Source organism: Xanthomonas sp. BRIP62418 (assembly GCF_003993495.1).
In the GTDB taxonomy this organism is placed as follows: Bacteria; Pseudomonadota; Gammaproteobacteria; order Xanthomonadales; family Xanthomonadaceae; genus Xanthomonas; species Xanthomonas euroxanthea.
This window is the reverse complement of the sequence record NZ_QEZG01000039.1, coordinates 88,513-114,915: the sequence shown is the minus strand read 5'-3', so window position 1 is coordinate 114,915 and position 26,403 is coordinate 88,513. Positions and strand designations below refer to the sequence as shown.

Sequence of the window (26,403 nt, the reverse complement as noted above, 5' to 3'; positions counted from 1 at the left end):
GCGCCCGGCAGATGCACTGCGTTGACGCATCTGCCGGGTATCGGCGCCCGGTGGTGTCGAGGTCCACATGCGAGGTGTCGAGCGTGACCCGTATCCGCCCTTCCACCCTGACATTCGGGCTGCCTGGCAACAGCCATGGCGCGGCGCATGCGGGTACGCCGTCGCCGCACAAGCAGGCCCATCAACGACTGCATCAACTGGATGGGCCAGCGGCCGAGTCCGAAGCACGCGCTGCAGAACTGGATGTGGCCGCACGGGTGTATCGCTACAGCGCAGCTGCTGCCGACACCGGACGGGGCACGCCTGCGCCACGCGAGACAGGCAGGCTGCGGGGCGTGCGGAAGTCGTTGCAGAAGCTCGCCCGGCTCGCCGGCACGGCGGTGGGCATCGCCCGGCAGGCCACTCCCGACCATACGCGCCTGCTGCGCTACCAGGGCACATCTGCGCAGCCTGCACCGCCCGCTCGGGCAGAGCCGGGCCACTGGCACACACTCGCTCCTTTGCAGACAGCGACATTCGCCGCCTCGCAACGGCTAAGCGACGCCCGGATCGCCGTGCGCAAGGCCGCCGCGCTGGAACGCCTGGTGGTGCTGCATATCGATCGCCTGGAGCGGGACACAAGCCTGCAGGCCAGACGCGCGCCGCGCCTGGCCGACCGTGCCAACGCCACCCGCAAACGCCAACAGGTGCTGGCCACCTGGAATACGCTGCTCCGCAAGCACATCGCTAGCTGCAGCGAGCGCCTGGCGCGCACCGAGCAACAGCTGCAGCAGCAACTGGACCAGCTCACGGCCGTGCCCGCGCCCGCTGCAAACGAGCGTCGACCGCGCTTGCGGGACCTGCTCAAGCACGAAGCCGCGCTGGAGCGCATCCGCCAGCAGCACCAGCACGCGCAGCATCTGTCCGCCCTGCGCGAGAAACAACAGGCCTTGCTGCAGCGCCTGGAAGCGCGCGCCGCCAACCTCGACACCACACTGGCACAGGCGCTGCAGTCTGCACTCATCGTGGCCGGCGACCTGTTCGAGACCGCTGCGCGCGCCAACGCGTTGCGTGCACTGCTGCCGGCGCTGGCGGATCTCACGCAATCGATCGAGGAGGAGGTTGACCGCGCAGCGGCAGACGATCTGCGCGCCAGCCAGGCGCTGCGGGCTGCGTCAGACGCACTGATTGCCGCGCAGATCGCGCAGACCGCATCCAGCACAACCGATGCCGCTGCGGCCACCGCATTGCGCAACCGCTTGTCGTCCTGGGCGAGCGGGCTGTCCACCACGCGTTTTGCAGACCAGGCCGTGCCTGCAGCGGGGATCGTGGCCATCGCGCTCGGCGCGCTGCGCGCGGCAGTGGCCGTTGTGCTCGGCGACAACCGCGCTGACGCCGCGGCGCTGCTGTTGGCCACCTTCGACCGTGTCCACGACAGCACCTGGAGCGCGCTGATCCCCGCCGATCCGGAACGGCCCGGAGACCCGCCGGGCATGACGATGGGCGAGCACTCCGCCATTACCCGCGCAGCGATCGAAGCGGCGACAACGCATTGGCTGGAGACCCTGGGACGTGTGCCACGCGGCCGTCAGGTACTGGGCCAGTTGATCCAGGCACGCCACGAGCGTGCCGCCGACCCCGGCCGCCAGGACATCGCGCGCATTGCGTTGCGGGCCGATGCGCTGCTGCGCGCCGCACCTGTGGACGATACCGCCACGCGGTGCTGGCTGAGCGGTGCGCGGCGCGCCGCCGGTGTCGCCCTGCACGCGGCCGACCCGGCAGATGCGTTGCGCACCTGCAGCAGCGACGAACGCGCGGCCTACCATGCGCTGCGCAACGGCTACGAGTCGCGTGCTCCCGATTCGGCGTATGCGCGCGCAAACGCCCACCTGCAGGCGTTCGGCGAGGCGGTGCGTACTGCCACCTCGCCGCACCCTGCCGGCGCACACGCGAGCGCTCCCAATCCACTGCATGCCTTGTCGGAGGGGCTTGAGGTCGCATCGGCCACCGCACTGCCGACACCGCGTCGACGCGCAAACCTGGCCCTGGAGCACGCCGCGGCTGCCTTGGCCGGCTACCTGGGCGCATTGCATGCGGCCCGATCGCAGGGCAGTGTTCCATCGCAGGCCGAGCTGCACTGGCAGGCGGCGGCCGAGCTGCTGCAATGGGTCGATGAGGACGTGGACCGCAGTTGCGTCGTCTTCGATGCCGCCACCCTTGCACGCATCGCCGAACGTGCCGCAGCGCTGCATAACCACCATCAGGCGCAGGCATCCCGAACCCCGGGCGGTGCAGCGGTGCAGGCAGCGCCACCGGAAGGATTGCGGCGTGCCTGGGAGCAGGTGCGGAGCGGTCGCTGCACCGCGCCAGCCGCGTTCGATCTGCTGCGCACCTGCCTGTCTACGGTGCGGGCGGAGCACGCAGAGCAAGCGGCGGAGCCGCAAGCAGGCGATCCCTCGCCACAGGCCACGTTGTGGCTCGCACATGCGCAGGACTGCCTGGCGCATTTCGACGCCGCCGTCGACAAGACCTTGCAGTTGATGAAGCAGACCGGTGCCGGCGCCCTGGCTCACCCCGAGGCATTGCTGGACCTGCTGCGCGACATGCTCTCGCACCTGGAATGGCGCGACCGCTGGCGGATGACCTGCCAACAGACCTGGGGCGCCAATCTCGCACCGCTTTCGGCGGCAGCTGCGATTGCAGGGTCTGCGTTCGGCCTGGGTACACGACTGATCGCCAGCATGCAGTGCAATCGCGATGCCTCGCTGGAGTTCTACATGGGACGTACCGGCCTGTACCTGCAGATCAGCCGCCAATCCGCGACGCAGCGCCAGCTCGGTGCGGGTCTGACTGTCGGCTATGGCATCGATGTGGAAAGCGACTACGCGGCAGCCGGGGTGTCGGCCGCCGTGGACTGGCGCTATCGGCGCGAGGCCGGCGTGGAAGACGGCCTGCAGCTCCGTATCCCCCGGCTGGGCAAGGGACGCGAGCCGGAGCTGCTGCAGGCATTCTTGCGCATGCTGGAGCATCTGGTACGCCGCGCAACGCCCGATCCTACCGCACAGCCCCCCGACGCGGACTGGATGCAGGCATTGCTGGCCGAGCATCCGGACGCCAGCGTCGGGCTGATCGACCAGGCCGCACGCGTCAGCCAGGGCACCGAATGCAGCGCCAGCGTCAGCGCCGGCCTGCGTGCAGGCGATGCGCACGGCCGCCGCGCGGGCGGTGCGCTGGGGCTCGGCGTCAAGTCGCGCCAGGACCTCGGCTGGACATCGACGACCGTGGCCGGCTACATGACCACGCACTACTGCGACGCCACCGCCGCACGCCGGGTGGAAGCGGCCGCACGCCTGACGGCCGGCGTGCAACTGGCGCTTGCCCAGCATCGACACGGAGGCGCATCGGCAACGCCTGCGGCCAGCACCACGCTCTCGGCACTCGATGCCGGCTATGTCGCCGAAGTGAACGCGGACGTGGCCACCGCGTTCTGCACGCTGTTCCAGTTCGGTGGTGAAATCGATGCGGTCCGCAGCGACCGCGCAACCGACTTCGCGCAATTCGCCGCGTTCGAGCGCCTGGTCCGCACCCAGTGGGAGCGCTGGGCCGACTACGGCCTGGTCAAGCTGGGCACCGATGTCGACCAGACCCTGCAGCCGGTGCTGGCAGAGCTGCAACTGGAGCATTTCATGCAGCAGGCCAGGCGCTTTGCCGATGGCAACGCGCTGGCTGCGCTGTTCGCCGACGAGGCGTTACGCAGCGAAGCTGCACCGCTGCTGGACGTGCACCGCGCACTTGCACTGGTGGCGCAGGATGCAGGTGACGACACGGCTGCACTCGCCGAGCGCACCGCCTTCGACGCGTTGCTGCAGCAGCCCGCCGTGTGGGAGCCGACGTTGCTGCTGGTCCGCGAGAAGACAAAACTGACCGAAGAACGTGGCGTGGACTTCATCGTCAAGCGCCAGCGCAACCGCATCGCCGAGGCCATGCGCACGGTCGGTCAATGGCCAGCGTACGAAGCGGTGCCGCGCGCCGTATCGCCCCGCTCCACCACCACTACTCGCACGTAAGCCGCGCACCGGGCTGGCCCCGGGACCGCCAACAAACGACAGACGCAACGGCGGTTGCGTCTGTCGTGGCGGCGTGCGCGACGCAGTGGATCAGCTGCAGGATCGACCGCTCACGGCCTGCCGTTTTCCCACTGGCGAAGTTCCTCGCTTTCGTGCAGTGCCTGCCTGAGCTTCTGTAGCTCGGTCTTGAGTGTCTTGGTCAGGTCGTTGCGTGGCACGCCGCTGAACATCGCCGCCTGCCCGGCGTGCAGGCGGTCGAGCACAGTGTCGATGGTCGCCATCGAGACCGATTGCGTGCCGACCTCCGTGCGCAATTCCTCCAGGGCTTCACGCAATCTCCCCGCCAGCGGCCCAGTTGCAGGCGCAAGCGGCTGCCCCTCCTCCAGGGCGCGCGCAATCTCTGCCGATGTCGGCGCCGACAACAGCGCGATCGCCGCCTCGACGGGTTCGGCCAGCGCCTGAAGCGTGCCTGCGATGGTGCGTTGATGATCGGTGGCGCTGGCGGCGCGTTCCTGGTCCAGGCGCGTGGCCTGGGTGGTGTTGGCGCCGTTCTTGGCCTTGAGCGCATTCCAGATCGTATCGTTGAACAGGGTCTGCGCTGCCTGTTGCACGACCGTGGCGGTGGAATTGGCGGCTTCGCCCGCAACGCTGCCGTTTGCGTTACCGCCACGCAAGGGCGCAGCGATCAGGCGGCCGGCCCCGAGCGAGGCGAAATTGGCCAGCACGTTGCTGAGCATGTGACGGCCCAGCACATCGCGTACCGCAGTGGTGATCGCGTTGGTGGTGCTCAAGGCCTGCCTGGCCAACGCCAGGCCTTCCATCCCGGTTTCCAGCAGGTAGTTGGGGAAACGCACGGCGTCGGACCATTGCGCGGGCCGACGGGTCTTGTCCGGCAATGCCAACGCAAACAGATTCAGCCGCTGCTGTCCGCCAAGCAGGTCGGGCACGCGCGTCTGGCCGGTACGCGCAACCGCCTTGCCGGTTTCGAGCATCGCCTTCTGCACCACCCCTGCCCCGCCAATGGCGAGCGCGCTCAAGCCCAGTTGGCCGGCCGGCGTGCGCGTGCCCGGGTCGGCGGAGGTCCGCCGCGCCGCGTTGAATCCCGCGTTGATCGTCGGCTTGAGCAGCAACGTGTCCAGGGACTTGTCGTCCAGGGTCGATTGCCACTGGGTGATTCCCTGGCGGAGGTCGTAGGTCTGCGCCTTGAGCTCGGGAAGCGTTGCGGTGTTGCCTTCGCCGGGACGCGTGAAGCGTTTGCCCTCGGCAGTGATTTCCAGCAGGGCCGGCGGCGGATCGGGCACCAGGATCTTGGGGTCGATGGCCTGGAACCGCGGCAGGTTGGCAACACGCGCGCGCCGGTCCATCGCCGGGATCAGCAACGTATCGCTGGTATAGGACATCAGGCCCGCCACCGTGCCGGACAGCGTCGTCGTACTCAGCGTCTCCGATCCGGGCGCACGCGCGCCATCGTAGGCTGCACCCGCGGCGAGACCGAACGGGGTCCGCATCGAGCCGATGACGAAGGCCCTGAGGCACTCGTAAGCGATCGGCCACGCTGCTTTTGCGCCTGCCGTCTTCATATCGCCGACGATCTGGTATCCGGCATCCGGCCCGAACGCGGCGATGCGTTCGTCCACGCGCGCGTCCGCCCATTCCAGATACGCGGCCTGCAGTGCCTCCTGCTCCTCCGAGGGCGCTGCAAAGCGCAGATTGCCCAGGCGAGTCCGTAGCTGCGCCTTCAACTCAGCGGCCGCCGCCGCGCTGCGCTGCGCATAGCTCGCTGCAACGGCAGGCGCATGCGGCTCATCGACGACCGAGGACGCGGGGCTTACATACGGAGTGTAAAACGCTGCGTCCGTCGACTCGGAAGAATGCGATGACTGCGAGGACTCCGAGCGATGTGATGCACCATGCGAGGACTCGGCATGACTTGCGTCGGTGGTCACGCGACGTGCAACCGGTGCGCGGCGACCGCGCAATACCGGGCCCGAAGAGGGCAGGCCGGCGAGCGGCCCGGTTGGCACTCGCGTCTGTGGCAGGGCGACGGCCTCCTCGGCATGCGTCGGGCGTGTGGGTGCAGGAGACGTTGCGCGGCCGCTGGGAGAGGTCCCGATGTTGCTGGAGAGCTTCATGAGGCCACCTCGGCCGTGCTGCCGGCCTGCGTCACCAGCGCGTCCAGCACCACACGTGCGGCCACCTGCCCGCGCTCCAGCGCAGTGGCCACGGCATCGGGCGTGCGTTCGACCAACAGCGGGCAGACACAGAGCAGGCCAAGGTCCGAGAGCGTGAGCCGCCAGCCGTAGTGGGTCAGCAATTGTTCCTGCAGCGCCAGCAGCGTCACCACCTCCTCGCCGCCGAGCTCGCGTGCGGCCAATGGCAGGATCACTTCCGGAAACGCCGTCATCCCGCCCTGCTGCACCTGCGCGTGGACACGGCACAGCATGCCCGCAGGACCAAGGATGGTTTCGCCTTGGCCAAGTCGCTGCGCAAGCTCCTCAGGCAACCCAAGACGGACTCCCAGGCTGGTGAAGAATGTGTCGTTCGCTGTGTGGAGATTTCCCAATTCCGACATTGTCCGAAATCCTCGAGAAAGTATGCGATAGGTACCGATACACCATTCCGGTAGGAGAAAGTCTCCATTACCGGATGCATAGCCGGGTAACCCCCTGCGAAAGACTCTTGCCGCGCGCGAAGATGTCCTGCTGAAAAATGTGCAACCGAGACCTGGATCATGTGCCTTGCACTCCGGAGCACGACAGGATCATGTTGCACAACCCGGATGCGGGATTAACGCGATTGCACCCCGGACATTCGATTCGCATCGCTATGCCCGACTTCGCGATGCAGGTCGCAAAAAATGGTCAGCGTGCTGCATTGTTGCCGCCCATAGCGGCCACCCCAAACATCAGACGTGGATTCGCTATCGCGCGTTGCGTTTCACCCTATTTCATCAATACAAGCGAGTGGTATTCATGAAGGTTTCTTCCGCACCCCAGACAGCACATTCCTACACTAACCCCGTAGTGAATTCACCCAGCGCCGAAAGGCAAAGCAGGCCGACCACAAAAAGCGATGGGCCGCTTGCACAGCTCCAGGGACGTTCCGCTCCGAAAAGATATCGCACCGCCCCCAAGCCTGCTCAGTCGAACGCACAGGCTCAGCAGATGCGGCCACTTGGCATGCCGCCATTCCATGCAGGCACCAGTAACGACTGCGGTCTTCATACGATTGCGGCACTGACCGGGCTCGCCGAGGCGGATGTTGTCAACGGGCTTGGCCTGACACCGGACAACATTCAATACATCAGCCAGCATGGCATGACGCCAGACCAGTTTACCTGGGCGATTAGTAAATTCGAAAATGGCAGTGTCAAACACCAGCGCGGATCGCCGCAAGACCTTGCAAGTGCGCTTCATCAGCTTCCAAACTACGAAAAGATTGCGATCGGCATGGAGCGTCATTCAGGCATCGGACACCTCGTTGCTGCGATGCGCCAAGGTGAAAAACTGGTCATCTGGGATCGCCAGGTCAGCCATGTAACAGAAGTGCGAACGAGAGAGGAGTTATTGCATTATTTCAATAGCAATAATGTGTCAAGTGTTCAAACGTGGTCCCGTCAGTGATTCCCGGTAGCCCGCAGCTATCCGCAGGCAACTGAAAAAAAACTCTGCAACATCCTTCTGCAATTGCTGCAGGGCTGCAGCCCAAGCGCTCAGCCCTGCAGTGGTCCGGCCGTTCACCTTTCCCGGGCAGGCCAGGATAATGCGCTTCGGGCAGGCGATAGCAGAGAGAGTCGCCCAGTGCGCTGACCTCTCACGTTTCGATGCAGCGTCATTGCTACGCTCGCCACTTCCACAGCTCTCGCGAACACCCCCGGTCCGGGGGCCGGTGCAGGAATGCTTGCCGGTCGCAGATAGCAGCCGGCAATGGACATTCGCGCTCAAAGTAGCAAGATGGTGGCCGCCAACCTTTGTCAGGCGGCTGTGGGTAACCCTTGCGCTGCGCGCTGCCGGTCGATAAGGCTGCGTTCGTTCGGCACTCGGGAGGTGCAAGACGACCCAATGCAGCGTCCAGCTGGGCTGGCAATCTCGCTTATACGGATACGCTCACTCGCAGTGGTGAACAGCTATGTGCGGCAAAATTTATTGCAGCCACCGTCTATCGAACCGCGAGAGTGCGCGCCTGAAATCAGTTAATCGGCACGCCAATGCATCAGGCGATCGTGGTGATCGCCCTGCACTGCTCTCACAGCAAACGCCTAACGAAGGCGAGCATTACCTGCGCCGCCCACCCCTCAAACTCCTGAGATTCTCCTTCGTATCCGCCTCGAAGTTGTCTGCAATGGGCTTGGGAATACTCTGTTTACCCAGTGGCACCCCGCCCGCGTCTTCCAGATTCTGGCGGATCTCGCCTTTCTGCTTCTCCTTGTCCAATCGCATCTCTTCGTAATGCAAACCTGCCAACACAGGCACTTTGAGCATCTCAGTCGATTTGCTGATGCTGCTACCTACTAAATAACCTTTAACCGCATCAGTTGGCTGTTGCCGCTCGGCTGCCCCCTTGCCTGTTCCCTCGGCTGTCCCCTTGGCTGTCCCCTTGGCCGCGCCTTCGCCTGCGCCCTTGGTTGCACCCTCAGTCGCCCCCTTGCTCACTCCCTTGGCTGCACCCTCGCCTGCCCCCTTGCTCGCCCCCTTGGCTGCGCCCTCACTTGCCGCCTTGGCGGCGCCCTCGGCGACCCCTTTGGCGGCCCCCTTGGCTGCGAGCCTGGCCGTGGGTCCGCCGACAGCGCCAACCACCGCCCCAGCCATGTTGATGCCGGCGAGTTTCCACGCGAGCGACATGTCGCCGCCTTGCAGTGCGGTGTCGAGGACCTGTGCCGCCTGCGCTTCGCTCTCCAGTGCCAGCGCTGCTGCATCGGCAAACTCGCCGATGACGGGGATGCCGTTCAGTGCACTCAGTCCGACCGAGGCCCAGTCCAGGATCTTGCTGTCCCACTTCAGGAACTCATGCAGTCCCTTGCCGACGGTACCGATGTCCTTTTTCTTCTTCTTGATCTCGGGTTGATCGGCCTTGCCCATCAACATGTCCGCGACGGCCTTCTGCTGGTCGGGTGATGTGGCTGTGTGCGTGGGCGATTTCTCCACGATCTTGTTGGCCGCCGTCATATGTTCGTAGAACTGCTGAAAGTCCTTCTTGCTGATCTTGCCCGAGTCGACGACATGGCCGCCGCCGAAGAAGCTGTGGGGCTTCTTGTAGCCGGTGATCGAGTTGTTCAACACGCCGAACAGCAGCGGGTCGCCCAACAGCTGTTTGGCGGCGTCGCGCACTGCGGGGTCGGCCTTGTCGTCTTTGGCGATCGTGTCGAGCTTGTCGCGCGTCACCTCCTTGCCGTCGCCGAAGAACGCGTCCTGGTGGCTGTTGATGGTGTCCAGCGTTTTCAGTTCGGGCGCGGTCAGGTGCATCTGCGATGCGGATTTCTGCAGGAAATCCGGGGTACTCATCGAACCCGAGTCTCCCGCCAGCGCCTTCCACTGATCGGGGTGCTCACGAAAATACTGCGCGGCAGCGATGACCTGCGGTGGGCGCTTCTGGGTCTTGTCGTCGCCTTCGACCAGGTGCTTGAACGCGTCCTGGTTCAGATCCTTCGGCAGATAGTCCGAATAACGATAGAACTCGCGCATCGCGTCGCTCTCGGTCATGACCGTGGGCTCGGTCTTGTCCGGGCTGTCCGACGCCACATAGTTTTGCGTGTAGCCCTTGGCTTGCTTGGTGGCGTGCTCCGCTACCTGCGCGTGGCCGGCCGAGAACTTGCCGAGATCGCCGGCCTTGATCTTGCCGCCGCATTTGCCATCGCCCTGCGAGCCGATGGCGAAGAACAGCCGCGGGTCCTTTTGCAGTTCCGTCAATGCCTTCTTCAGATCCGGCGGTGTCGCCGGGTCGTTGATCTTCGCATCGAGATCGGCCCACGCGAGCGGCAGCTTGTCCTTGTGGCGATCGAGCGTGGTGACGATCTCCAACTCGTTCTGGGTGAGCGTCCCGCCATCCCACGTGACCGAAGAGCCGTCCACCGCCGGCGGCAGGTCGCGCCCTTTCATTTTTTCGGGATTGTAGGTCGCGTTCTTCCCACCCATGGCAGTGACTTGCGGATGGCGATCGGCAAAGTCGTAGAGGTTGGCCGCAATCAGCTTGCCATTGCACTTGCCCTGGTCGTCGTGGTGGTGCTTGCCGTGTCCCTGGGATGCCATTGCGAAGAACAGGCCGGGATCCTGCTGCAGACCTTGCAGCGCCTTCTTCAGGTCGGGTGGCGTGGCCGGATCGTTGATCTTTTCATCGAGCTTGTCGAACTCGATCGGCGTCATGTCGCGATGCTGATTGAGCGTTGAAACGATCTCCAGCTGGGATTGCGTGAGCGTGCCGCCGTCCCAGGTGACCGTGGAGCCCTCTGCTGCCGGCGGCGGCGTGTCTCCCTTGATATTTTTGGGATTGAACTCGGCGTTCTTCCCGCCCAGATCGGTCACCTGCTGATGATGGTCTGCAAAATCCCACAGATCGGCGGCCTTGATCTTGCCACCGCATTTGCCATCGCCCTGCGAGCCGATGGCAAAGAACAGACGCGGGTCTTTCTGCAGGCCTTGCAGCGCGCTCTTCAGATCGGGGGGTGTGGATGGGTCGTTGATCCTGTCGTCGAGTTTTGCGAACTCAAGCGGCATCTTGTCCTTGTGCTGATTGAGTGTCGAAACAATCTGGAGCTCCGATGCGGTGAGCGTGCCGCCGTCCCAAGTCACCGACGATCCATCCACCGCAGGCGGCAGCTTGGATCCCTTGATGTCCTTGGCATCGAAGGGGGTCGCCAGCGTCGGCCAGGAGGTGCGTTTGTCGATCGGCTGGCTGGCCTGCATGTCGTCAGCCGAAGACGTGGACAACCCAGCAATGCCGCTGCCTGATCCCTCGTTTGGCGTGTTGCCGTAGATGGCGGCAAGCAGCTGGTAGATCTGCTGCAGGAACAGGTTATCCATCGCCAGCAACAGATCGGAGTCGTTCATGGCCGAATCGGATCCGGGCGCCTCCGGAGACGAGGCGTCATCCGTGAGAGGGAGAAACAGACCGGCGGCACTCCCGGTCGATAGCGTGTTGAGCGACATGTGCGGCCTCGCAGTGACAGAGCAGTGACAGAGCAGCTGCATATGAGTACATGCTCATACGGTCACACGGGCATGTCTCATGCGGCGAGCACAAATGTTGCCACCGCCGGTACGGGGCGCATGCACCAATGAACTATTTTGGCGAAAAAAGCGCAAGAAACCGCCCGCAGACGACGAGCCTGCAAACCGGCGTAGAGGTAAGACACCCCGCGCCACGATGGTGTCGCTGCCTGCGCCGATATCGGTCATGTCGGTCTCGATGGTCACCGTGCCGGTGCGATCCGGCCGCGCACGCGCACCTGCCTTGGACATCGGCGCGCCGCGCACGGCAGCGGCCATGCCCATCCCGATCAGCCATTGCCCGTCGCGCACGCTTGCGTGCGCCGCCTGTTTTAACAGCGCGCGCGCCTCGTCATGCTCGGCGCGTGCAGTGGCCGGTGCTATCTCCGGATACTTGCCCGTGGCATGGACGTTTTCCTTGCAGACGATCCGGATGGCAGCGGCTCACTGCGCGATCAGGAACACCGCATAGATGTTTTCGGTGTAGGTGATGGTGCCGGTCAGCAGGCTTTCGCCGATGCGCTGGGCTCCGGCGCTTGGCGCAGGCGGCGGCGGTGGGGCCGGTGGCGAAGGCGGCGACACCACCGAGCCTGGCTTTGGCGCTGCGGAGGCCGACCAGGTGCCTGCCTCGACACCATAGGCAAAATTGGGGGCGACATCGGAGATGCTGTAGATCCCGCCGAGCCGCACGCCGTAAGCAGCGGCCAGTCCTTGGGCCGATTCGCGCGACTGCGTGGCGGCTTCGCGCTTGAGGTCTGCACGCAAGGCAGCGGCATCGGCGTAGGCGGTCTGCATCGACAGCACCTGGACATGCTCATTGGCCTCCAAGCCGCCGAGAAAGGCACGCACATCCTTCAAGGACGTAAAGGTGCCGCGGATCTTGCGCTCCACGCGGGTGCCTTCGAAGACCGATTTACCCGCCTCGTAACGCGATTGCGGCGCAATCGACAACGCAGAGGCATACAGCGAGTCCTTGAGCACGCGGTTGCGCTGCAACCCATCCAGGACCACACGGGCGCGCTCTTCGACGAACGTGCGTGCCAGGTCGGGCTGCAGATTGGTGTTGCTGACCTTCAGATCGACGATGAACCGGTCCGGGTCCACGGTCCGATAGGCCTGCCCCTTCACCAGCAAGTGCGGCTGCGAGGGCAGCGTATTGATCTGCGCTGTGCCCACGGCAGGTAGCATGAGGGCGGTGGCAAGCATCCAGCCGGCGAATCTGTTCATTGTCGTCTTCCTTGATGGCGAGTGATGCCCCTACAGCGTGGGGTCCTGCACAAGCGTCGCCACGTCCGCACACAGCCGATCGACCGCCGCCGGCGTGGTGGCCCATGACGTCACGAAGCGAATGACCAGGCGGCCATCGCTGCGGGTTTCCCAGCGTTCGAAATCGTAGCGCCGGGCGAGCTGTTCGGCCTGCGCTGTGCTGACGACGATGAACTGCTGGTTGGTCGGCGAGTCGCTGGTGAACTGCACGCCAGCGGCCAGCAAGCCGGCGCGCAAGCGCTGCGCCATGGCATTGGCATGCGCGGCCAGCTCGAGGAACAGGCCGTCTTCGAACAAGGTGGCGAACTGCGACCCCAGCAGCATGCCCTTGGCCAGCAGCGCGCCACGTTGCTTGATCAGATAGCGGAAGTCCGCCTGCAATGCCGGAGTGACGATGACCAGCGCTTCGCCGAGCAAGGCGCCGTTCTTGGTGCCGCCGATGTAGAACGCATCGGTCAGCGTGGCGATCGTCGGTAGATCCAGATCGTTGCCATCCGCTGTCAGCGCGGCGCCCAGGCGTGCGCCATCCAGGTACAGCAGCAGGTCGTGTGCGCGGCAGAAACGCGACAGCGCCTGAAGTTCGGCACGCGTGTAGATGGTGCCGCTCTCGGTGCTGTTGGAAATGTAGACCAGGCGTGGTTGCACCATGTGCTCGTTGCCGTGCACGTCCAGCAACGGCTGGATCAGCGCCGGCGTCAGCTTGTCGTGCAACGCGGGCACGGCCAGCACCTTGTGGCCGGTGGCTTCGATGGCGCCGGTTTCGTGCGTGGCGATGTGCCCGGCCTCCACCGCGATCACCGCCTGGTGCGGGCGCAGGAACGCCGCGATCGCGGTCAGGTTGGTCTGGGTGCCGCCGACCAGCAGATGCACGTCGGCCTGTGCCTGCGCGACTGCATTGCGAATCAATGCAGCCGCACGCGCAGTATGGCGATCGGTACCATAGCCGGCGTTCTGTTCGGCGCTGGCCTGTGCCAGGGCCTGCAGCAGGCGCGGATGCGCGCCTTCGCTGTAGTCGTTGCGGAAGCTGATGCGCATCGCGTTGCCCTGCCCGTCCATCACAACCCCTTGGCCGCCTGCGCGACCGCACGGAACAGCGCACGCCCCTTGTTCATGGTCTCCTGCCATTCCAGGTCCGGGTCGGAATCGTAGACCACGCCGCCGCCGGCCTGCACGTACAGATACCCGTCCTGGATCACGGCGGTGCGGATCGCAATGGCGGTGTCGGCATCGCCATGCCAGCCGATATAGCCGACTGCACCGGAATAGACGTTGCGCTTGACCGGCTCCAGCTCGCGGATGATCTCCAGCGCGCGAATCTTCGGCGCGCCGCTGACGGTGCCGGCCGGGAAGGTGGCGCGCAGCACGTCGCTGTAATTCAGGCCGGCCTTGAGCGTGCCGGTGACCTCGCTGACGATATGCATCACGTGGCTATAGCGTTCGATCACGAACTGCTCGCCCACCTTGACCGTGCCCGGTTCGGCCACGCGGCCGACATCGTTACGACCCAGGTCGATCAGCATCACGTGCTCGGCGCGCTCTTTCGGGTCGGCCAGCAATTCTTCTTCCAGCGCCTTGTCCAGCTCCGGTGTTGCGCCGCGTGGGCGGGTACCGGCGATCGGACGCACGGTGACCACGCCATCGCGCAGGCGCGCCAGGATTTCCGGCGAGGAGCCGACCACCTGGGTACCGCCGACATCGAGAAAATACATGTACGGCGATGGATTGAGCGCACGCAGCGCGCGATACACATCCACCGGGCGCGCGCGGAACGGCACGCGCAAGCGTTGTGACGGCACCACCTGGAAGATGTCGCCGGCGCGCACGTATTCCTGCGCCTTGCGCACCACCGCGTGGTATTCCTCGCGGGTAAACGAGGAGCGGAAATCCGACTCGTCGATCGCATCGGAAATCTGCGCCTGCGGATACCCCGCGCCGCCCTGACGCAGGCGGTGCGCCAGTTCGTCCAGGCGCCGGTTGGCGCGCACGTAGGCCTGCGGCTGGCGCGGGTCGGCATGCACGATCAGGTACAGCCGGCCTTTGAGGTTGTCGAACACCGCCAGCTCTTCGGACAGCATCAGCAGGATGTCCGGCGTGCCCAGCTCATCGGGTTTGTCGCCGGTGCCCAGGCGCGGCTCGATGTACTGGATGCACTCGAAACCGAACCAGCCGACCAGGCCACCGGTGAAACCGGGCAGGCCGTCGAGCTGCGGCACCGAGTGCTCGGCGCGCAAGGCGTCGACTTCGGCCAGCGGGTCGGCGACCTCGCGGGTTTCCAGCACTTCGCCGTGCTCGCTGATTTCCAGCGTGTGCCCGCGGAAGCTGTACACGCGCCGCGCCGGCAGGCCGATGATGGAATAGCGCCCGAAGCGTTCGCCACCTTCGACCGATTCGAACAGGTAGGTGTAGGCGCCGTCGGCGAGCTTCAGATAGACCGACAGCGGCGTGTCCAGGTCGGACAGCACTTGCCGGACAACGGGGATACGGGTGTGACCTTCAGCGGCCTGGCGCTGGAACTGCTCTGCAGTGATCAAGACGACTTTCCTTCCGGGACTCTGTGGCGGGGCGGACGACGGCAACGGGCCACCATCGCCACCAGCGGCGAGCGGAAGAGAAGGAGCGTGGAGTCGTCAGGCGGGACACGCCGCTACTGTAGCGCAACTGCCGCGCAAGGGCAGCAGGCGCGAGACCAAGGCCGCGCAAATCGCGAAGCTGCGTCAGTCCGGCCTGGGTGTCTTACAGCCCGTGACACCAACACCCCGCTCTATCGCTCCATCGCTCTTCCGATTCCCCAATCCCGATTCCCGATTCCCAGCGCTCAAACGCTCCGCAACGGGCACTCCACCGGCAAATGCATCCGCAACCGCGCCGGCACGCATTCGATGCGGAAATGCAGCGAGGTCTCCGGCTCGCCATCCAGGTTCAAGGTCAGCGGCTGGTGCGAGACGATCTCCAGCCACGGCAGCCGCGCGCGCACGGCCACACGTTCCAGCGCGGCCTGTTTGCCGCCGGTGACCAGGGTGCCGAGGGTGGCGGCCACTTCGCCGTTGAGCGCGGGCACGATGGTGACGTCGAGCAGGCCGTCGTCGATCAGGGCCTCCGGGCACAGCGCCTGGCCGCCGCCGGCCTGGCGGCCGTTGCCCAGGCCAAGTGCAATGAACTCGCCTTCCCAACGGAAGTCCGGGCCGCTGAAGCGGGCGCTGATCGGGTCGATCCGGCCCAGCCGCGACATGCCGGTGATCAGATACGCCAGGCCGCCCAGCATCTTCTTCAGGCCTTCGTCGGTTTCGACGGTGACCTGGGTGCCGAACCCGCCGCTGGCGACGTTGGCGCACCAGTGCGGGCCGTGCTCGGCGTCGATGCGCAGCAGGTCGATCGGCTCGGCCGCACGCTCGGCGATCAGCGTCAACGCGGCGAGCGGCTCGATCGGCAGATTGGCGGCAGTGGCGAAGTCGTTGGCGGTCCCCAGCGGCACCAGGCCCAGCGACGGCAGCGTGGCGGCGCCGGCCGTGTGATGCGCCAGCGCGGCGGCCACTTCGCTCAAGGTACCGTCGCCGCCGGCCGCGATCACGGTGTGGGCACCGTCGGCAACCGCTTCGCCGACATAGCGCTCGGCATCGCCGTCTTCCCAGGTGACCCGCACCTCGAGCTGGATGCCGCGCTTGCGCAGCGTTCCCACCGCCTCACGCAGGTCCAGGTTGTCGGTGGACTTGCCATTGAGGATCAGACGCCAGTGGGACGCGGCCATGCACGCTGCCAATGCTGTGAGGGTGGTGGCCGCAGGCTAGCAGCGGCCCGCTGCGTGCCTCGTGAATACGCAGCCTCGCCCGGCTGTCATCGGCATGTCACCAACGACCCGGAGAGTGGAAGGCCATAGCAGGGACGACGGGCGGAGGCAGGATCAGCCTCCAATTTTTCTGAAGGCCGCTCCGGTGGGGCGGCCTTCTTCTTGCGTGCCACGGCGGCGCGGCAGGCCGCGCTCAGGTACCGGCGGCGAAGGCGGCCAGGCGCTCGCCGTCGAGCCGGTAGACCGTCCAGCCGTCCATCGGGCGCGCACCGGCCGCCTGGTAAAAGTCGATGGCCGGCTGGTTCCAGTCCAGCACCGACCATTCGAAACGCCCGCAGCCACGCTGCACGGCCAACCGGGCCAGATGCCGCAACAAGGCCAGGCCGGCGCCCTGCCCGCGCGCCTGCGGACGCACGAACAGGTCTTCCAGATACAGACCGTTGCGGCCGAGCCAGGTCGAGTAGTTGAAGAAATACACCGCAAATCCCAGCGCCTGGCCATCCTGCTCGCAGATCAGTGCATGCGCGGTGGCCCCGTCGCCGAACAGGCTGGCGCGCAGGTCCTCCGGGCTGGCCTTGACCGCATCGGGCTCGCGCTCGTACACCGCCAATGCGGTGATCAATTCGTGCAGCAGCTGCGCATCGTTCGGCGTGGCAGCGCGGATCTGCAGCGTGGGCGCGCTCATCGCACCGCGTCCACCGCTGCGCGCATCTGCGCGATCACCTGCGCATAGTCGGGCGCGTTGAAGATGGCCGAGCCGGCGACGAAGGTGTCGGCACCGGCCGCAGCGATCGCGCCGATGTTGTCGGCCTTGACCCCGCCGTCGATCTCCAGCCGGATCGGCTTGCCCAGCGCGTCGATCCTCTTGCGGATGGCGCGCAATTTATCCAGCGCCGAGGGAATGAAGGCCTGCCCGCCGAAGCCGGGGTTGACCGACATCACCAGCACCAGATCCAGCTCGGGCAGCACCCAGTCCAGGATGTCCACCGGGGTGGCCGGGTTGAGCACCAGGCCGGCCTGGCAGCCGTGCGACTTGATCAGCTGGATCGTGCGGTGCACATGGCGGCTGGCTTCGGGATGGAAGCTGATGGTGGTGGCGCCGGCCTCGGCGAAGTCCGGCACGATGCGATCCACCGGCTCGACCATCAGGTGCACGTCGATCGGCGCGACGATGCCGTGCTTGCGCAGCGCCTGGCACACCATCGGGCCGATGGTGAGGTTGGGCACGTAGTGGTTGTCCATCACGTCGAAGTGCACCCAATCGGCGCCGGCCTTCAGGACGTTGTTCACTTCCTCGCCCAGGCGGGCGAAATCGGCGGACAGGATGGACGGGGCAATCGCCGTCGGTTGCATGGGCAGCTCGTCAAGGAACGGGACACGCATTGTCGCAGGCAAGCAACGCCGGTGCATCCGCGCCGGTCCCGCCTGCGTATGCACCTGACCGGCGCATCGCGCCCTTTCGCCAAGGACACCGCATGAAGACCACCCCGCTCGCCTCCGCCGCGCTTGTTTTGATGGCCCTGGCCCCATCCGCCTGGGCACAGACGGGCCCGGCCGACTGGTCAGGTTTCTCGATCGGCGCCAATGTCGGCGGTGCCGACGTCAGTGGCGTTTCCGGCGGCCGCTTCGGCTTTGACACCAACCTGGACGGCCGCGATGGCGACCAGGTCAGCACCCCGACCGGCGCCGATGCCTTCTCGCCCGGATTCTGCGGCGGCGCGGCGGCCGGGCGCACCCCGGCCAGCGGCTGCAGCAAGGACAAGGGCGGCGCCGAATACGGTGCGCGGCTGGGCTACGACTGGCAGGCCGGCAACTGGGTCTACGGCGTGGTCGCCGAATACACCCGCAACGACCTGCGCGACAGCGTCAGCGCCTTCAGCACCACCCCGGCGTTCTACACCTTCACCCGCCAGCTCAACCGCACCGCCGCCCTGCGCGGCCGTATCGGCTATGCCTTCGGCGCACAGGGTGACTATCTGGCCTATGTCACCGCCGGCGTGGCACGCGGCGAGTTCGACCACAGCTTCTCCAGCAGCAACACCGCCAACAGCTTCACCAGCAGCGGCGGCGACAGCGCCGACGGCTACCAGGCCGGCCTGGGCCTGCAGCGCCGCTTGAGCGACAACGTCTCGGTCGGCGTGGAGTACCTGTTCACCCGCCTGCAGGACGAAGACACCCGCGTGCGTGTCGGCCCGGGCACCGCGCCGGCCACCAACCCGTTCCTGCGCGTCAATCCGGCCGGTACCGATCTGCGCCGCAGCGATACGGACTTCTCGTCGAATGCGGTGCGCCTGACGGCGACCTACCGCTTCTGAGTGCGGTGCGCCTGACGGCGACCTACCGCTTCTGAGTTCTGCAGCTTGCGTGACCACGCCCGACCTGCAAGAGGCCGGGCGTGCTTGATGGTGGCGCCAATGCCGATGCCGGAACGCGGCGGCTGGATCAGCGTTTGCGCAGGCGCTGGATCCGGTCGTAGGCCGCATTGATCTGGCTGGCTTTCCGCTCGGCCTGGCGGCGTGCTTCCGGCTCGGCGTTGGCCACCTTGTCCGGGTGGTAGCGCGACATCAGCCGGCGATAGGCCAGGTCGATCTCGGCAGTGGTGGCGTCCGGCTCCAGCCCCAGCGCCTCGTACGGGTTTTCGGCGCGGCGCTTGAACCAGCCGGCGTCCACCGCATGCCCGATGGCCAGGCCGATCATCAGCCCGACCACCGGCGCGCCACGGAACAGCAGGGCGCCGGCCAGTGCGCCGAGCAGTTTTCCATACCAGGACATGGGCGATCGGGGGGGCGGGAAGGCGGGCTGGCGATCTTACCCGAACGCCCGCCCGGCCTGGCTGACGCGGCCTGCACGCCGGCCCGCAGGCGGGCTCCAATAAATACAGCGGCGCGCACCGAAGCGCCGTACACTACGCGGCCCGCTGCCCACCCGCGGGCCCGCCGGGTCCCGGGGACAGCGTCATTGCGACGTCCTTAGGAGTGCCTGTGTCGACCACGCTGTTGCAATCCGATCTGCCCGGCCTGCCGTTGCGTCACCGTGGCAAGGTCCGCGATGTCTTCGACATTCCCCGCGAGCGCCTGCCCGCCGATGCGCCCCCGGGCGATTATCTGTTGATGGTGGCGACCGACCGCCTGTCCGCGTTCGACGTGGTGCTGCCCGACCCGATCCCTGGCAAGGGCGAGATGCTGTGCCAGGTGTCCAACTTCTGGTTCCACAAGACCGAGCACCTGATGCCCAACCACCTGGTCGACATCACCGTGGAGCAGGTGCTGCCCGAAGGTGTGGACCCGGCGCTGTATGCCAGGCGCGCGGTCGTCACGCGCAGGCTCAAGCCGGTGCCGGTGGAAGCGATCGCACGCGGCTATCTGATCGGCAGCGGCTGGAAGGATTACCAGCGCACCGGCAAGATCAGCGGCATCGAACTGCCCGACGGCCTGCGCCAGGCCGAGAAACTGCCCGAGCCGATCTTTACCCCGTCGACCAAGGCCGCGGTCGGCGACCATGACGAAAACATCGACTTCGACGCGATGGTCATGACCGTCGGCGCCGAGCTTGCCGAACGCGTCCGCGATGCCACCTTGCGCATCTACCGTTTCGCCGCCGATTTCGCCGCCGAACGCGGCATCCTGCTGGCCGATACCAAGTTCGAATTCGGCACCGATGCCGATGGCCGCCTGTACATCATGGACGAGATGCTGACCCCGGACTCGTCGCGTTACTGGCCCGCCGACCAGTACGAACTCGGCACCAGCCCGCCCAGCTACGACAAGCAGTTCGTGCGCGATTACCTGGAAACCCTGGACTGGGGCAAGACCGCCCCCGGCCCCAGCCTGCCGGCAGACGTGATCGAACGCACGCGCGCAAAATATGCCGAGGCATTGCAGCGGTTGGCGGGTATTTCGGTTGATTGATCTTCAAGGCCCCGCACTCGGGGCTTTGACGCTGCGCCGAAGCACGCACCTGACGCCATCCATTGTCCAAGGAAGTCGCAATGGCTCTCTCCTGTTTTTCCTTGCGCAGATTGCCGGCGTTACGCAACGCCCTCCTGCCGGCGCTGCTTGCAGTGAGCGCGTGCAGCGCCGGCGAATCGGCAGCGCCTGCCGCGCCGCCAGTCACATCCACGGCGTCGGCGTCTGCAGCAGCACATGCCACCTCTCCTGGTGGCGCTTCCGGCAATGACCGGCTCGCTGCCTTACTGCAGGCAGCCGGCGTGCAGTGCGCCGATGCGAACATGGCAAAAGGCTGTACGGCCGGAAATGTCGATGCCGGCGATTTCTATGACGTAGAGCTCTCACCTGCATGTGGCAATACGGGCTTCTTTGCCGGCGTGGCGCAAGCAAACGGGGTGGATGTACTCGACGCGGTGCCAACCACTGGAAGTAATGCGATCGCAAGAGCCAGGCTGGCGCAGGGCCAGCGCGTCTGCATCCAAGCGATCGGCCGCGCTGGACAGACCCCTCTGTATTACTACGTCATCGCGATCCCTGCAGACACTGTCGCCCAATGCAAGAACAACCCGGCATGCGGAACATACGGCGACAGGCCGATCCAACGCTCGAGCACCGCCACTGGTGACAGCTGCCATGCCGCCGCACCGGGCCAGTACGTCGGCGAGTGCGCGCAGGGATGGGTGGGTGCGGATGCACTCGATGTGTTTTCAAACGGGATAAAGTCACCCGCGCCGGCCTGATGAATCTGCAGGTAACCCCTAATCAAATCATCATGATTTTTGCGAAGGCGGGATTTGCGTTAGCCTGGCGCGTGTTGGCGGCACTCAACGGCAATGGAACGACCCGAGCGCCGGGGCACCGATCGTCGGGCGGGTGGCTCTCCTGGGGTGTTGGCCTGCCGCCTGCCGGCCGGTTTGGGTCACCCTCGGTACCGCAAGCCTTCACACATTTGCAGGTAGCGCGCGGATAGCATTCCGCCCGCGCACCCGTTGCCCACCATGATCAGGAGGATCCCTTGGCACTTTTCCGAACGTCCCTGCACGCGCTCGCACTGAGCCTGGCGCTGGTTGCCTGCAAACCGCAAGCAGAGCCAGCCGGCGCTGCGATGCCTGCTGCGGCTGCCGCACCTGCCGCCTCGCCACCTGCTGCCGCTGCAGCAACGCCTGCCCAGGCGGCAACCTGCCCCAGCACCGACTTCGCTACGTTTCTGAAAAGCTTCAGTGCGGACATCGCGGTACAGGAAAAGGCCACGGCCGATCCGCTGACGATGATTCAACTCGACCCGGATGCACAGCCCGAGCCGGCGCCGGTCACCCGCACGGTTGCGCTGGCCGACGTTGAATGGCCCGTCATCCCGAACCTGGAGGCGGCCCGCAACGGCGGCCGCGAAGTCACGATTTCCGAAGAAGCCGATGGCCGCCAGGTGCTGGTCCGCACACCGGACACCGGCGATCAGCAGGTCTACCACTTCGCCCAGCGCCCTTGCTGGATGCTGGTCAAGGTGGACGACCAATCCCTGTAATCTGCGCGCCAGCGGCCGCGCCGTTCATCGCATACCTGCCATCGTTCCCAGGAGATAACCTTGCGCCCTTTCCGATTGATCGGCCCTGCATTGGCAGTTGTCCTTGCGGCCTGTAACGGCCCCCAGGCTGGCGGTGCAACCGAGCAGCCGACGGCTGCTGCCGATACCGCGGCGACGCAGTCGTCCGCACCTGCCGCAACACCCCCCGCATCACCGACACAAGGGACTGTACCTATGGGCACGATAGACTCCTTCATTCCGGCGGGATCGAAGGCTCTGGAGACCATCCGCGGCGATCTGACTGGCGCGGGGCGCTCCGATGCGCTGGTGGTGATTTCCCCGCCAGCCACTGGTGCGGAAAAGCTTGGTGAGGGGCAGCCGCGTACGGTCCTGTTGCTGACACAGACTGCCGACGGCGCGCTGAAAAAGGCTGCCGAAAACAGCAAGATCGTCCCATGCGCCCGTTGTGGCGGCCTGGCAGGCGACCCCTATGCGTTTTCGCGCATCCAGCCAGGGCAATTCACCATTTCCATTTCCGGCGGATCGCGTGAGCGCTGGGCAGACGACTTTACATTCAAGTACTCGGCAGACAAGCAGAGCTGGTTGCTGGACAAGGTGGTGCGTGACCTGTCCGATACCGAGACCGAGCAGCACAACACCCTGGAATTGACCACCAAGGATTTCGGCACGGTGGCATTCGCGGAATTTGATCCCTCCACATTGAAGAAAGCTGCGGCATTGGACGACGCCGCAGCCGAGAAGGCGAATTAAACGGAAGTAATGGTTTGCACGGACAAGGAAGGAGTCCGTTATTTCATGTTGCTGAGAAATGAGGAGTTACACCCATGGCAACCGATCGCGAAACAGGGCTGCTCCAATCAGCCTATGCAGCAGGCATTACCCAGCCGAAGGAGCTGGCAAACTTCATGGCCCAGGTGGGTCATGAGTCGATGGGCCTCAACCGCCTGGAAGAAGGGTTCCGCTATACGCACGGATCCTCGCAGGTGAGTTCGAAGGTGCGATCCGCACTGCGTGAGGGGCCCGAGGCCCTGGAGCAGGCGCGTCTGGATGCCCTGCGCGGGCAACCGGAAAAACTGGCCGAATTGATGTATGGCGGGCGCATGGGCAATAACGAGCCCGGCGATGGCTACCTGTACCGTGGCCGCGGTTACATGCAGCTCACCGGCAAGGATCAATATCGTGCGGCCGGCGAAGCGCTGAACCTGGACCTGGTGGCGCACCCCGATCTGGCGGCACAACCTGAGAACGCATCCCGCATCGCGACCTGGTACTGGCAGAACAACGTGCCACAGGCCGCCAGGCAGGACGCGCATGCGGCAGGCGTTGCGATCAACGGCGGCGATCCGCCGAATGGATTGGCCGACCGCGAGAACCGGTTTGCCCGCTGGCAGCGCGATATCACTCCAGAGCTGATGAACAACCTGGCACATGGCCAGCTCGGACAGCCGGTGCAGCCCGCTGCGCCAGCACCTGCGCAGCCGCAGCATGGCGGATCCAGCGCGTTTCAGCACACGATGGAACGGATGCTCCCGCCGCAGAACGGGACGGCGCCGCACATCACCGGCCATTACGGCGAGCATCGCAGTGCCCGCGATCACGGCGGTACCGACTTCAACTACCAGGGTGGCCAGACAGGCCGCAACCTGCAGCACCCAACGGTGCATTCGCCGGTCTCCGGAACCGTGACGTTTGCGGGCGGCAACTACGGCACTGTCAAGATTCGCGATGCACAGGGTAACTCGCACGAGATCCTGCACCTGGACGCACTCAAGGTGAAAGAAGGTCAGGCGCTGTCCGCGGGCGATGCCATCGGCACGATGGGTGGACGCGGCCCGAACGGCAACAGCCAGTACGCACAGCATGTGCATTACCAACTGCGCGATGCCAGCGGCAAGTTGACCAGCCCGGAGACGTTCTGGAATCAGGGTCATCAGCAGGAGTCGGGCGCGCGCCACTCCCAGCCAGCGACACCGGCGGGCAATGGCACGCTGCGGCATGGCGAGCAGGGCGGCGATGTCGGCAAGCTGCAGCAGGACCTCAACCGGCTTGGCGTGCGCGATGCGCAGGGCAACCGGCTTGCCGAGGATGGTCGCTTTGGCGACAACACGCGGGAGGCGGTGATTGCGTTCCAGAAGCAGCACGGACTGCAGCCCGATGGCGTGGTGGGGCGCAACACGCAGGCCGCGTTGTCCGCACAACCGGCACAGGCACAGGCAGCACAGACGCCTGTCGCTGCGCCCAAGGGCCCGTCGCTCGACGATGCCTCGCACCCGGACCATGCCTTGCACACCGCGATCCGCAGCAAGCTGCCCAGCATGATCTCCAACGAGACGGCGGCCCACGTCACGCTGCAGGCCAAGCAGAACGGGATCGATTCGGCAGACAAGCTGCAGAACGTCACCGTGCAGGATGGCAAGGCGTTCGTCATGGGCACCACGCCGGGCTTCCGTGCGGCGGTGGATCTGAACCAGCCTGCCCCCACGCTCGAGCAGACCAGTGCGCAATTGCTGGCTGGCCAGGCTTCGCAGCAGCGCGCTCAGGACGAGCAGCAGAGGGTCGCGATCGGCGGCCGCTGAGGGCTCAACGGTGCAGCACAAGAAAACCGGCCAGGTCTCTGGCCGGTTTTCTTGTGCGTGTCCTTTCGGCATTGCCGCCGAGAGCGATGCGGCCCTACCTTGGCACACACGCATCAGCGCCTTGCCTTCGCCGTTGGCCGATTGCCTGCCACCGGAGATCGACACACCTTCCAGACGTCGGTTAGACACGGCCTGCAGCGCTGACGACGTCCCACACGCAGCGCCACGTCGGGCGCTCTGCGATGCCCTCCACATCGCAAAGTGGCGCGGCGCACAGAACGCAACACAGCTGTAACTTTTCCTACTGCGCTGTCATGGACTGTGCAAGTTTATCTGCAGGCACCTGTTGCCAGTCGCGATCGGCCGTGATGCGTGTCGCCGCCGATCTTTGCATTGCACGTTTTCGGGGAGAGAGTCGTCATGCAAGTTCATGTCCTGGGCGCGGCGATCTGCTGCGCGCTATCGTTGTCTGCTGTCGCCACTGCCGCGGATCTTTCCGCGGATGCCGCGGTGTCGCGCGCGCAATCCTTGTTGGGCAATCACGCTGCGGCGCTGGCCAACCGTGCAACGGCCGATGCGTTTGTCGCGCGCGACAGCATTGTCGATGCCGACGGCAGCGAGCATGTGCGCTTTGATCGCACCTATCGGGGCTTGCCGGTCATCGGCGGCGATGTGGTGGTGCATTCGCGACGCGGAGTGATGCGTCAGTTGAGCCAGAGCATGGACACCAGCGTGCGCCCGAGCATCGTGCCGGGCATCGATGCGGACACGGCTATGCGTGCGGCCGGTGCGCAGTTCGATCTGGCACCCGATGCGGCGCCGCGCGCAAGCCTGGCCTTGTATGCGCGTCAGGGGGCACCGCGTCTGGTTTATGAAGTGATCTACAGCGGCATCAAGCCCGACCAGACGCCGACCGAAATGCATTACATCGTCGATGCAGTCAGTCAACGCATCCTCGAGTCCTGGGACACGGTGCATACCGCGTGCGCGGGCGGCACCAGTGCGGCCGGCACCGGGCGTTCGCTGTATGCGGGCAACGTTGGATTATCGACAACGCGTTGCAGCAGCGGGTATGAGTTAACCGATCTGAGCCGCGGCAGCGGCGCCACCTACAACATGCGCAACAGCACCTCCGGCAACGGCACGCTGGTCACCGATGCCGACAACACCTGGGGCAGCGGCGCCAATAGCGATACGGTGACCGCGGCGGTGGATGCGCATTACGGCGTCGCATTGACCTGGGACTATTTCCGCACCGCCCATGCGCGCAGCGGCATCGCCAACGATGGAGCCGGTGCACGCAGCCGGGTGCATTACGGCAGCCGCTACAACAACGCGTTCTGGCAGGACAGCTGCTTCTGCATGACCTTCGGCGATGGCGACGGCAGCACGTTCACGCCGTTGGTGTCGGTGGATGTGGCCGGTCACGAGATGACCCACGGCGTGACCAGCCGCACCGCGCGCCTGGTGTATTCGGGCGAGTCGGGCGGCTTGAACGAAGCCACCTCAGACATCATGGGCGCGATGGTGGAGTATTCCGCCAACAACAGCGCGCAGCCGGGCAATTACCTGATCGGCGAGAAGATCATCCCCGGCAACAGCAGCGGGACGCTGGCGCTGCGCTACATGTTCAAGCCCAGCCTGGATGGCGACTCGCCCGATTGCTACAGCAGCAGCCTGGGCTCGCTCAACGTGCATTACAGCTCGGGCGTGGCCAACCATTTCTACTATCTGCTGGCCGAAGGCGCGGTGGTGCCGAGCGGCTTCGGGTCGGGCACCAGCTGGAACGTGACGCCGGCCGGGTTGGTCTGCAACGGCAACACGGCATTGACGGCGATCGGCCGGGCGGCAGCCAGCCGCATCTGGTACCGCGCGTTGACGGTGTACATGACCTCCTCGACCAACTATGCGGCCGCACGCCGGGCGACGTTGAGCGCGGCCACCGATCTGTACGGCAGCAGCTCCACGCAGTACCGCGCGGTTGCCGCAGCGTGGAGCGCCGTGTCGGTCAACTGATGGATGCCGCCCCTGCCACGCGC

At 65.6% G+C, this 26,403-nt stretch carries 20 protein-coding genes; 9 read left to right on the top strand and 11 right to left on the bottom strand.

Annotated features, from left to right (window positions below):
• The first annotated feature begins 83 nt into the window (after positions 1 to 83).
• Complete coding sequence (xopZ, locus tag EO174_RS12715; RefSeq protein WP_126944751.1) at positions 84 to 4,046, top strand: XopZ family type III secretion system effector; 3,963 nt, start codon at positions 84 to 86, stop codon at positions 4,044 to 4,046.
• A 110-nt stretch (positions 4,047 to 4,156) separates the two neighbouring features.
• On the opposite strand, the gene xopF1 is transcribed toward xopZ, so the two are convergent.
• Positions 4,157 to 6,178: a type III secretion system effector XopF1 gene (xopF1, locus tag EO174_RS22950; protein ID WP_164740188.1), complete on the bottom strand. Its 2,022-nt coding sequence runs from the start codon at positions 6,176 to 6,178 to the stop codon at positions 4,157 to 4,159.
• Positions 6,175 to 6,618 carry an Hpa3 family type III secretion system protein gene (gene hap3 / locus EO174_RS12705; protein ID WP_126944748.1) on the bottom strand — a complete coding sequence of 148 codons (444 nt, stop codon included), beginning with the start codon at positions 6,616 to 6,618 and terminating at the stop codon, positions 6,175 to 6,177. Before hap3 ends, xopF1 begins: the two co-directional genes overlap by 4 nt.
• Positions 6,619 to 7,018: 400 nt before the next feature.
• On the opposite strand from hap3, the gene EO174_RS12700 reads away from it, so the two are divergent.
• A complete protein-coding gene (locus tag EO174_RS12700; protein WP_126944745.1) occupies positions 7,019 to 7,669 on the top strand; it encodes a hypothetical protein in 651 nt (216 codons plus the stop codon).
• A gap of 651 nt (positions 7,670 to 8,320) precedes the next feature.
• On the opposite strand, the gene EO174_RS12695 is transcribed toward EO174_RS12700, so the two are convergent.
• From EO174_RS12695 to rpe, 8 genes are all read right to left on the bottom strand, one after another.
• Positions 8,321 to 11,188, bottom strand: coding sequence for an HrpF/NolX family T3SS translocon protein (locus tag EO174_RS12695; RefSeq protein WP_126944742.1), 2,868 nt, complete (start codon positions 11,186 to 11,188; stop codon positions 8,321 to 8,323).
• A gap of 54 nt (positions 11,189 to 11,242) precedes the next feature.
• On the bottom strand, positions 11,243 to 11,587 hold the full coding sequence (locus EO174_RS23230) for a molybdopterin cofactor-binding domain-containing protein (protein ID WP_343132545.1): 345 nt from the start codon (positions 11,585 to 11,587) through the stop codon (positions 11,243 to 11,245).
• A gap of 105 nt (positions 11,588 to 11,692) precedes the next feature.
• Entirely contained in the window at positions 11,693 to 12,475 is a 783-nt protein-coding gene (locus tag EO174_RS12685) for an SIMPL domain-containing protein (RefSeq protein ID WP_126944739.1), read from the bottom strand.
• 30 nt (positions 12,476 to 12,505) lie between these two features.
• Entirely contained in the window at positions 12,506 to 13,570 is a 1,065-nt protein-coding gene (locus EO174_RS12680; RefSeq protein WP_126944736.1) for an aminotransferase class I/II-fold pyridoxal phosphate-dependent enzyme, read from the bottom strand.
• Positions 13,570 to 15,045, bottom strand: a complete 1,476-nt coding sequence (trpE, locus tag EO174_RS12675) for an anthranilate synthase component I (RefSeq protein WP_104583485.1) — start codon at positions 15,043 to 15,045, stop codon at positions 13,570 to 13,572. Before trpE ends, EO174_RS12680 begins: the two co-directional genes overlap by 1 nt.
• A gap of 284 nt (positions 15,046 to 15,329) precedes the next feature.
• On the bottom strand, positions 15,330 to 16,259 hold the full coding sequence (yegS, locus tag EO174_RS12670) for a lipid kinase YegS (protein ID WP_126944733.1): 930 nt from the start codon (positions 16,257 to 16,259) through the stop codon (positions 15,330 to 15,332).
• A 232-nt stretch (positions 16,260 to 16,491) separates the two neighbouring features.
• Positions 16,492 to 16,983: a GNAT family N-acetyltransferase gene (locus tag EO174_RS12665; protein WP_119129425.1), complete on the bottom strand. Its 492-nt coding sequence runs from the start codon at positions 16,981 to 16,983 to the stop codon at positions 16,492 to 16,494.
• Positions 16,980 to 17,651, bottom strand: a complete 672-nt coding sequence (gene rpe, locus EO174_RS12660; RefSeq protein WP_119129477.1) for a ribulose-phosphate 3-epimerase — start codon at positions 17,649 to 17,651, stop codon at positions 16,980 to 16,982. Before rpe ends, EO174_RS12665 begins: the two co-directional genes overlap by 4 nt.
• A gap of 122 nt (positions 17,652 to 17,773) precedes the next feature.
• Between rpe and EO174_RS12655 the strand changes: the two genes are divergently transcribed.
• On the top strand, positions 17,774 to 18,613 hold the full coding sequence (locus EO174_RS12655) for an outer membrane beta-barrel protein (RefSeq protein WP_119130377.1): 840 nt from the start codon (positions 17,774 to 17,776) through the stop codon (positions 18,611 to 18,613).
• A gap of 127 nt (positions 18,614 to 18,740) precedes the next feature.
• On the opposite strand, the gene EO174_RS12650 is transcribed toward EO174_RS12655, so the two are convergent.
• Entirely contained in the window at positions 18,741 to 19,070 is a 330-nt protein-coding gene (locus tag EO174_RS12650) for a DnaJ domain-containing protein (protein WP_047126203.1), read from the bottom strand.
• Positions 19,071 to 19,279: 209 nt separating this feature from the next.
• On the opposite strand from EO174_RS12650, the gene EO174_RS12645 reads away from it, so the two are divergent.
• From EO174_RS12645 to EO174_RS12620, 6 genes are all read left to right on the top strand, one after another.
• Positions 19,280 to 20,206: a phosphoribosylaminoimidazolesuccinocarboxamide synthase gene (locus EO174_RS12645; RefSeq protein WP_164740187.1), complete on the top strand. Its 927-nt coding sequence runs from the start codon at positions 19,280 to 19,282 to the stop codon at positions 20,204 to 20,206.
• Between the two features lie 80 nt (positions 20,207 to 20,286).
• The gene (locus tag EO174_RS12640) at positions 20,287 to 20,985 is read left to right on the top strand and encodes a hypothetical protein (RefSeq protein WP_164740186.1); all 699 of its coding nucleotides are present in this window, start codon (positions 20,287 to 20,289) and stop codon (positions 20,983 to 20,985) included.
• Between the two features lie 275 nt (positions 20,986 to 21,260).
• A complete protein-coding gene (locus tag EO174_RS12635; RefSeq protein ID WP_115675778.1) occupies positions 21,261 to 21,767 on the top strand; it encodes a hypothetical protein in 507 nt (168 codons plus the stop codon).
• A 234-nt stretch (positions 21,768 to 22,001) separates the two neighbouring features.
• Positions 22,002 to 22,538: a hypothetical protein gene (locus EO174_RS12630; protein WP_104583479.1), complete on the top strand. Its 537-nt coding sequence runs from the start codon at positions 22,002 to 22,004 to the stop codon at positions 22,536 to 22,538.
• Between the two features lie 74 nt (positions 22,539 to 22,612).
• Positions 22,613 to 24,364: a peptidoglycan-binding protein gene (locus EO174_RS12625; RefSeq protein ID WP_126944727.1), complete on the top strand. Its 1,752-nt coding sequence runs from the start codon at positions 22,613 to 22,615 to the stop codon at positions 24,362 to 24,364.
• Between the two features lie 420 nt (positions 24,365 to 24,784).
• The gene (locus EO174_RS12620) at positions 24,785 to 26,380 is read left to right on the top strand and encodes a M4 family metallopeptidase (RefSeq protein WP_126944724.1); all 1,596 of its coding nucleotides are present in this window, start codon (positions 24,785 to 24,787) and stop codon (positions 26,378 to 26,380) included.
• Positions 26,381 to 26,403: the final 23 nt, after the last annotated feature.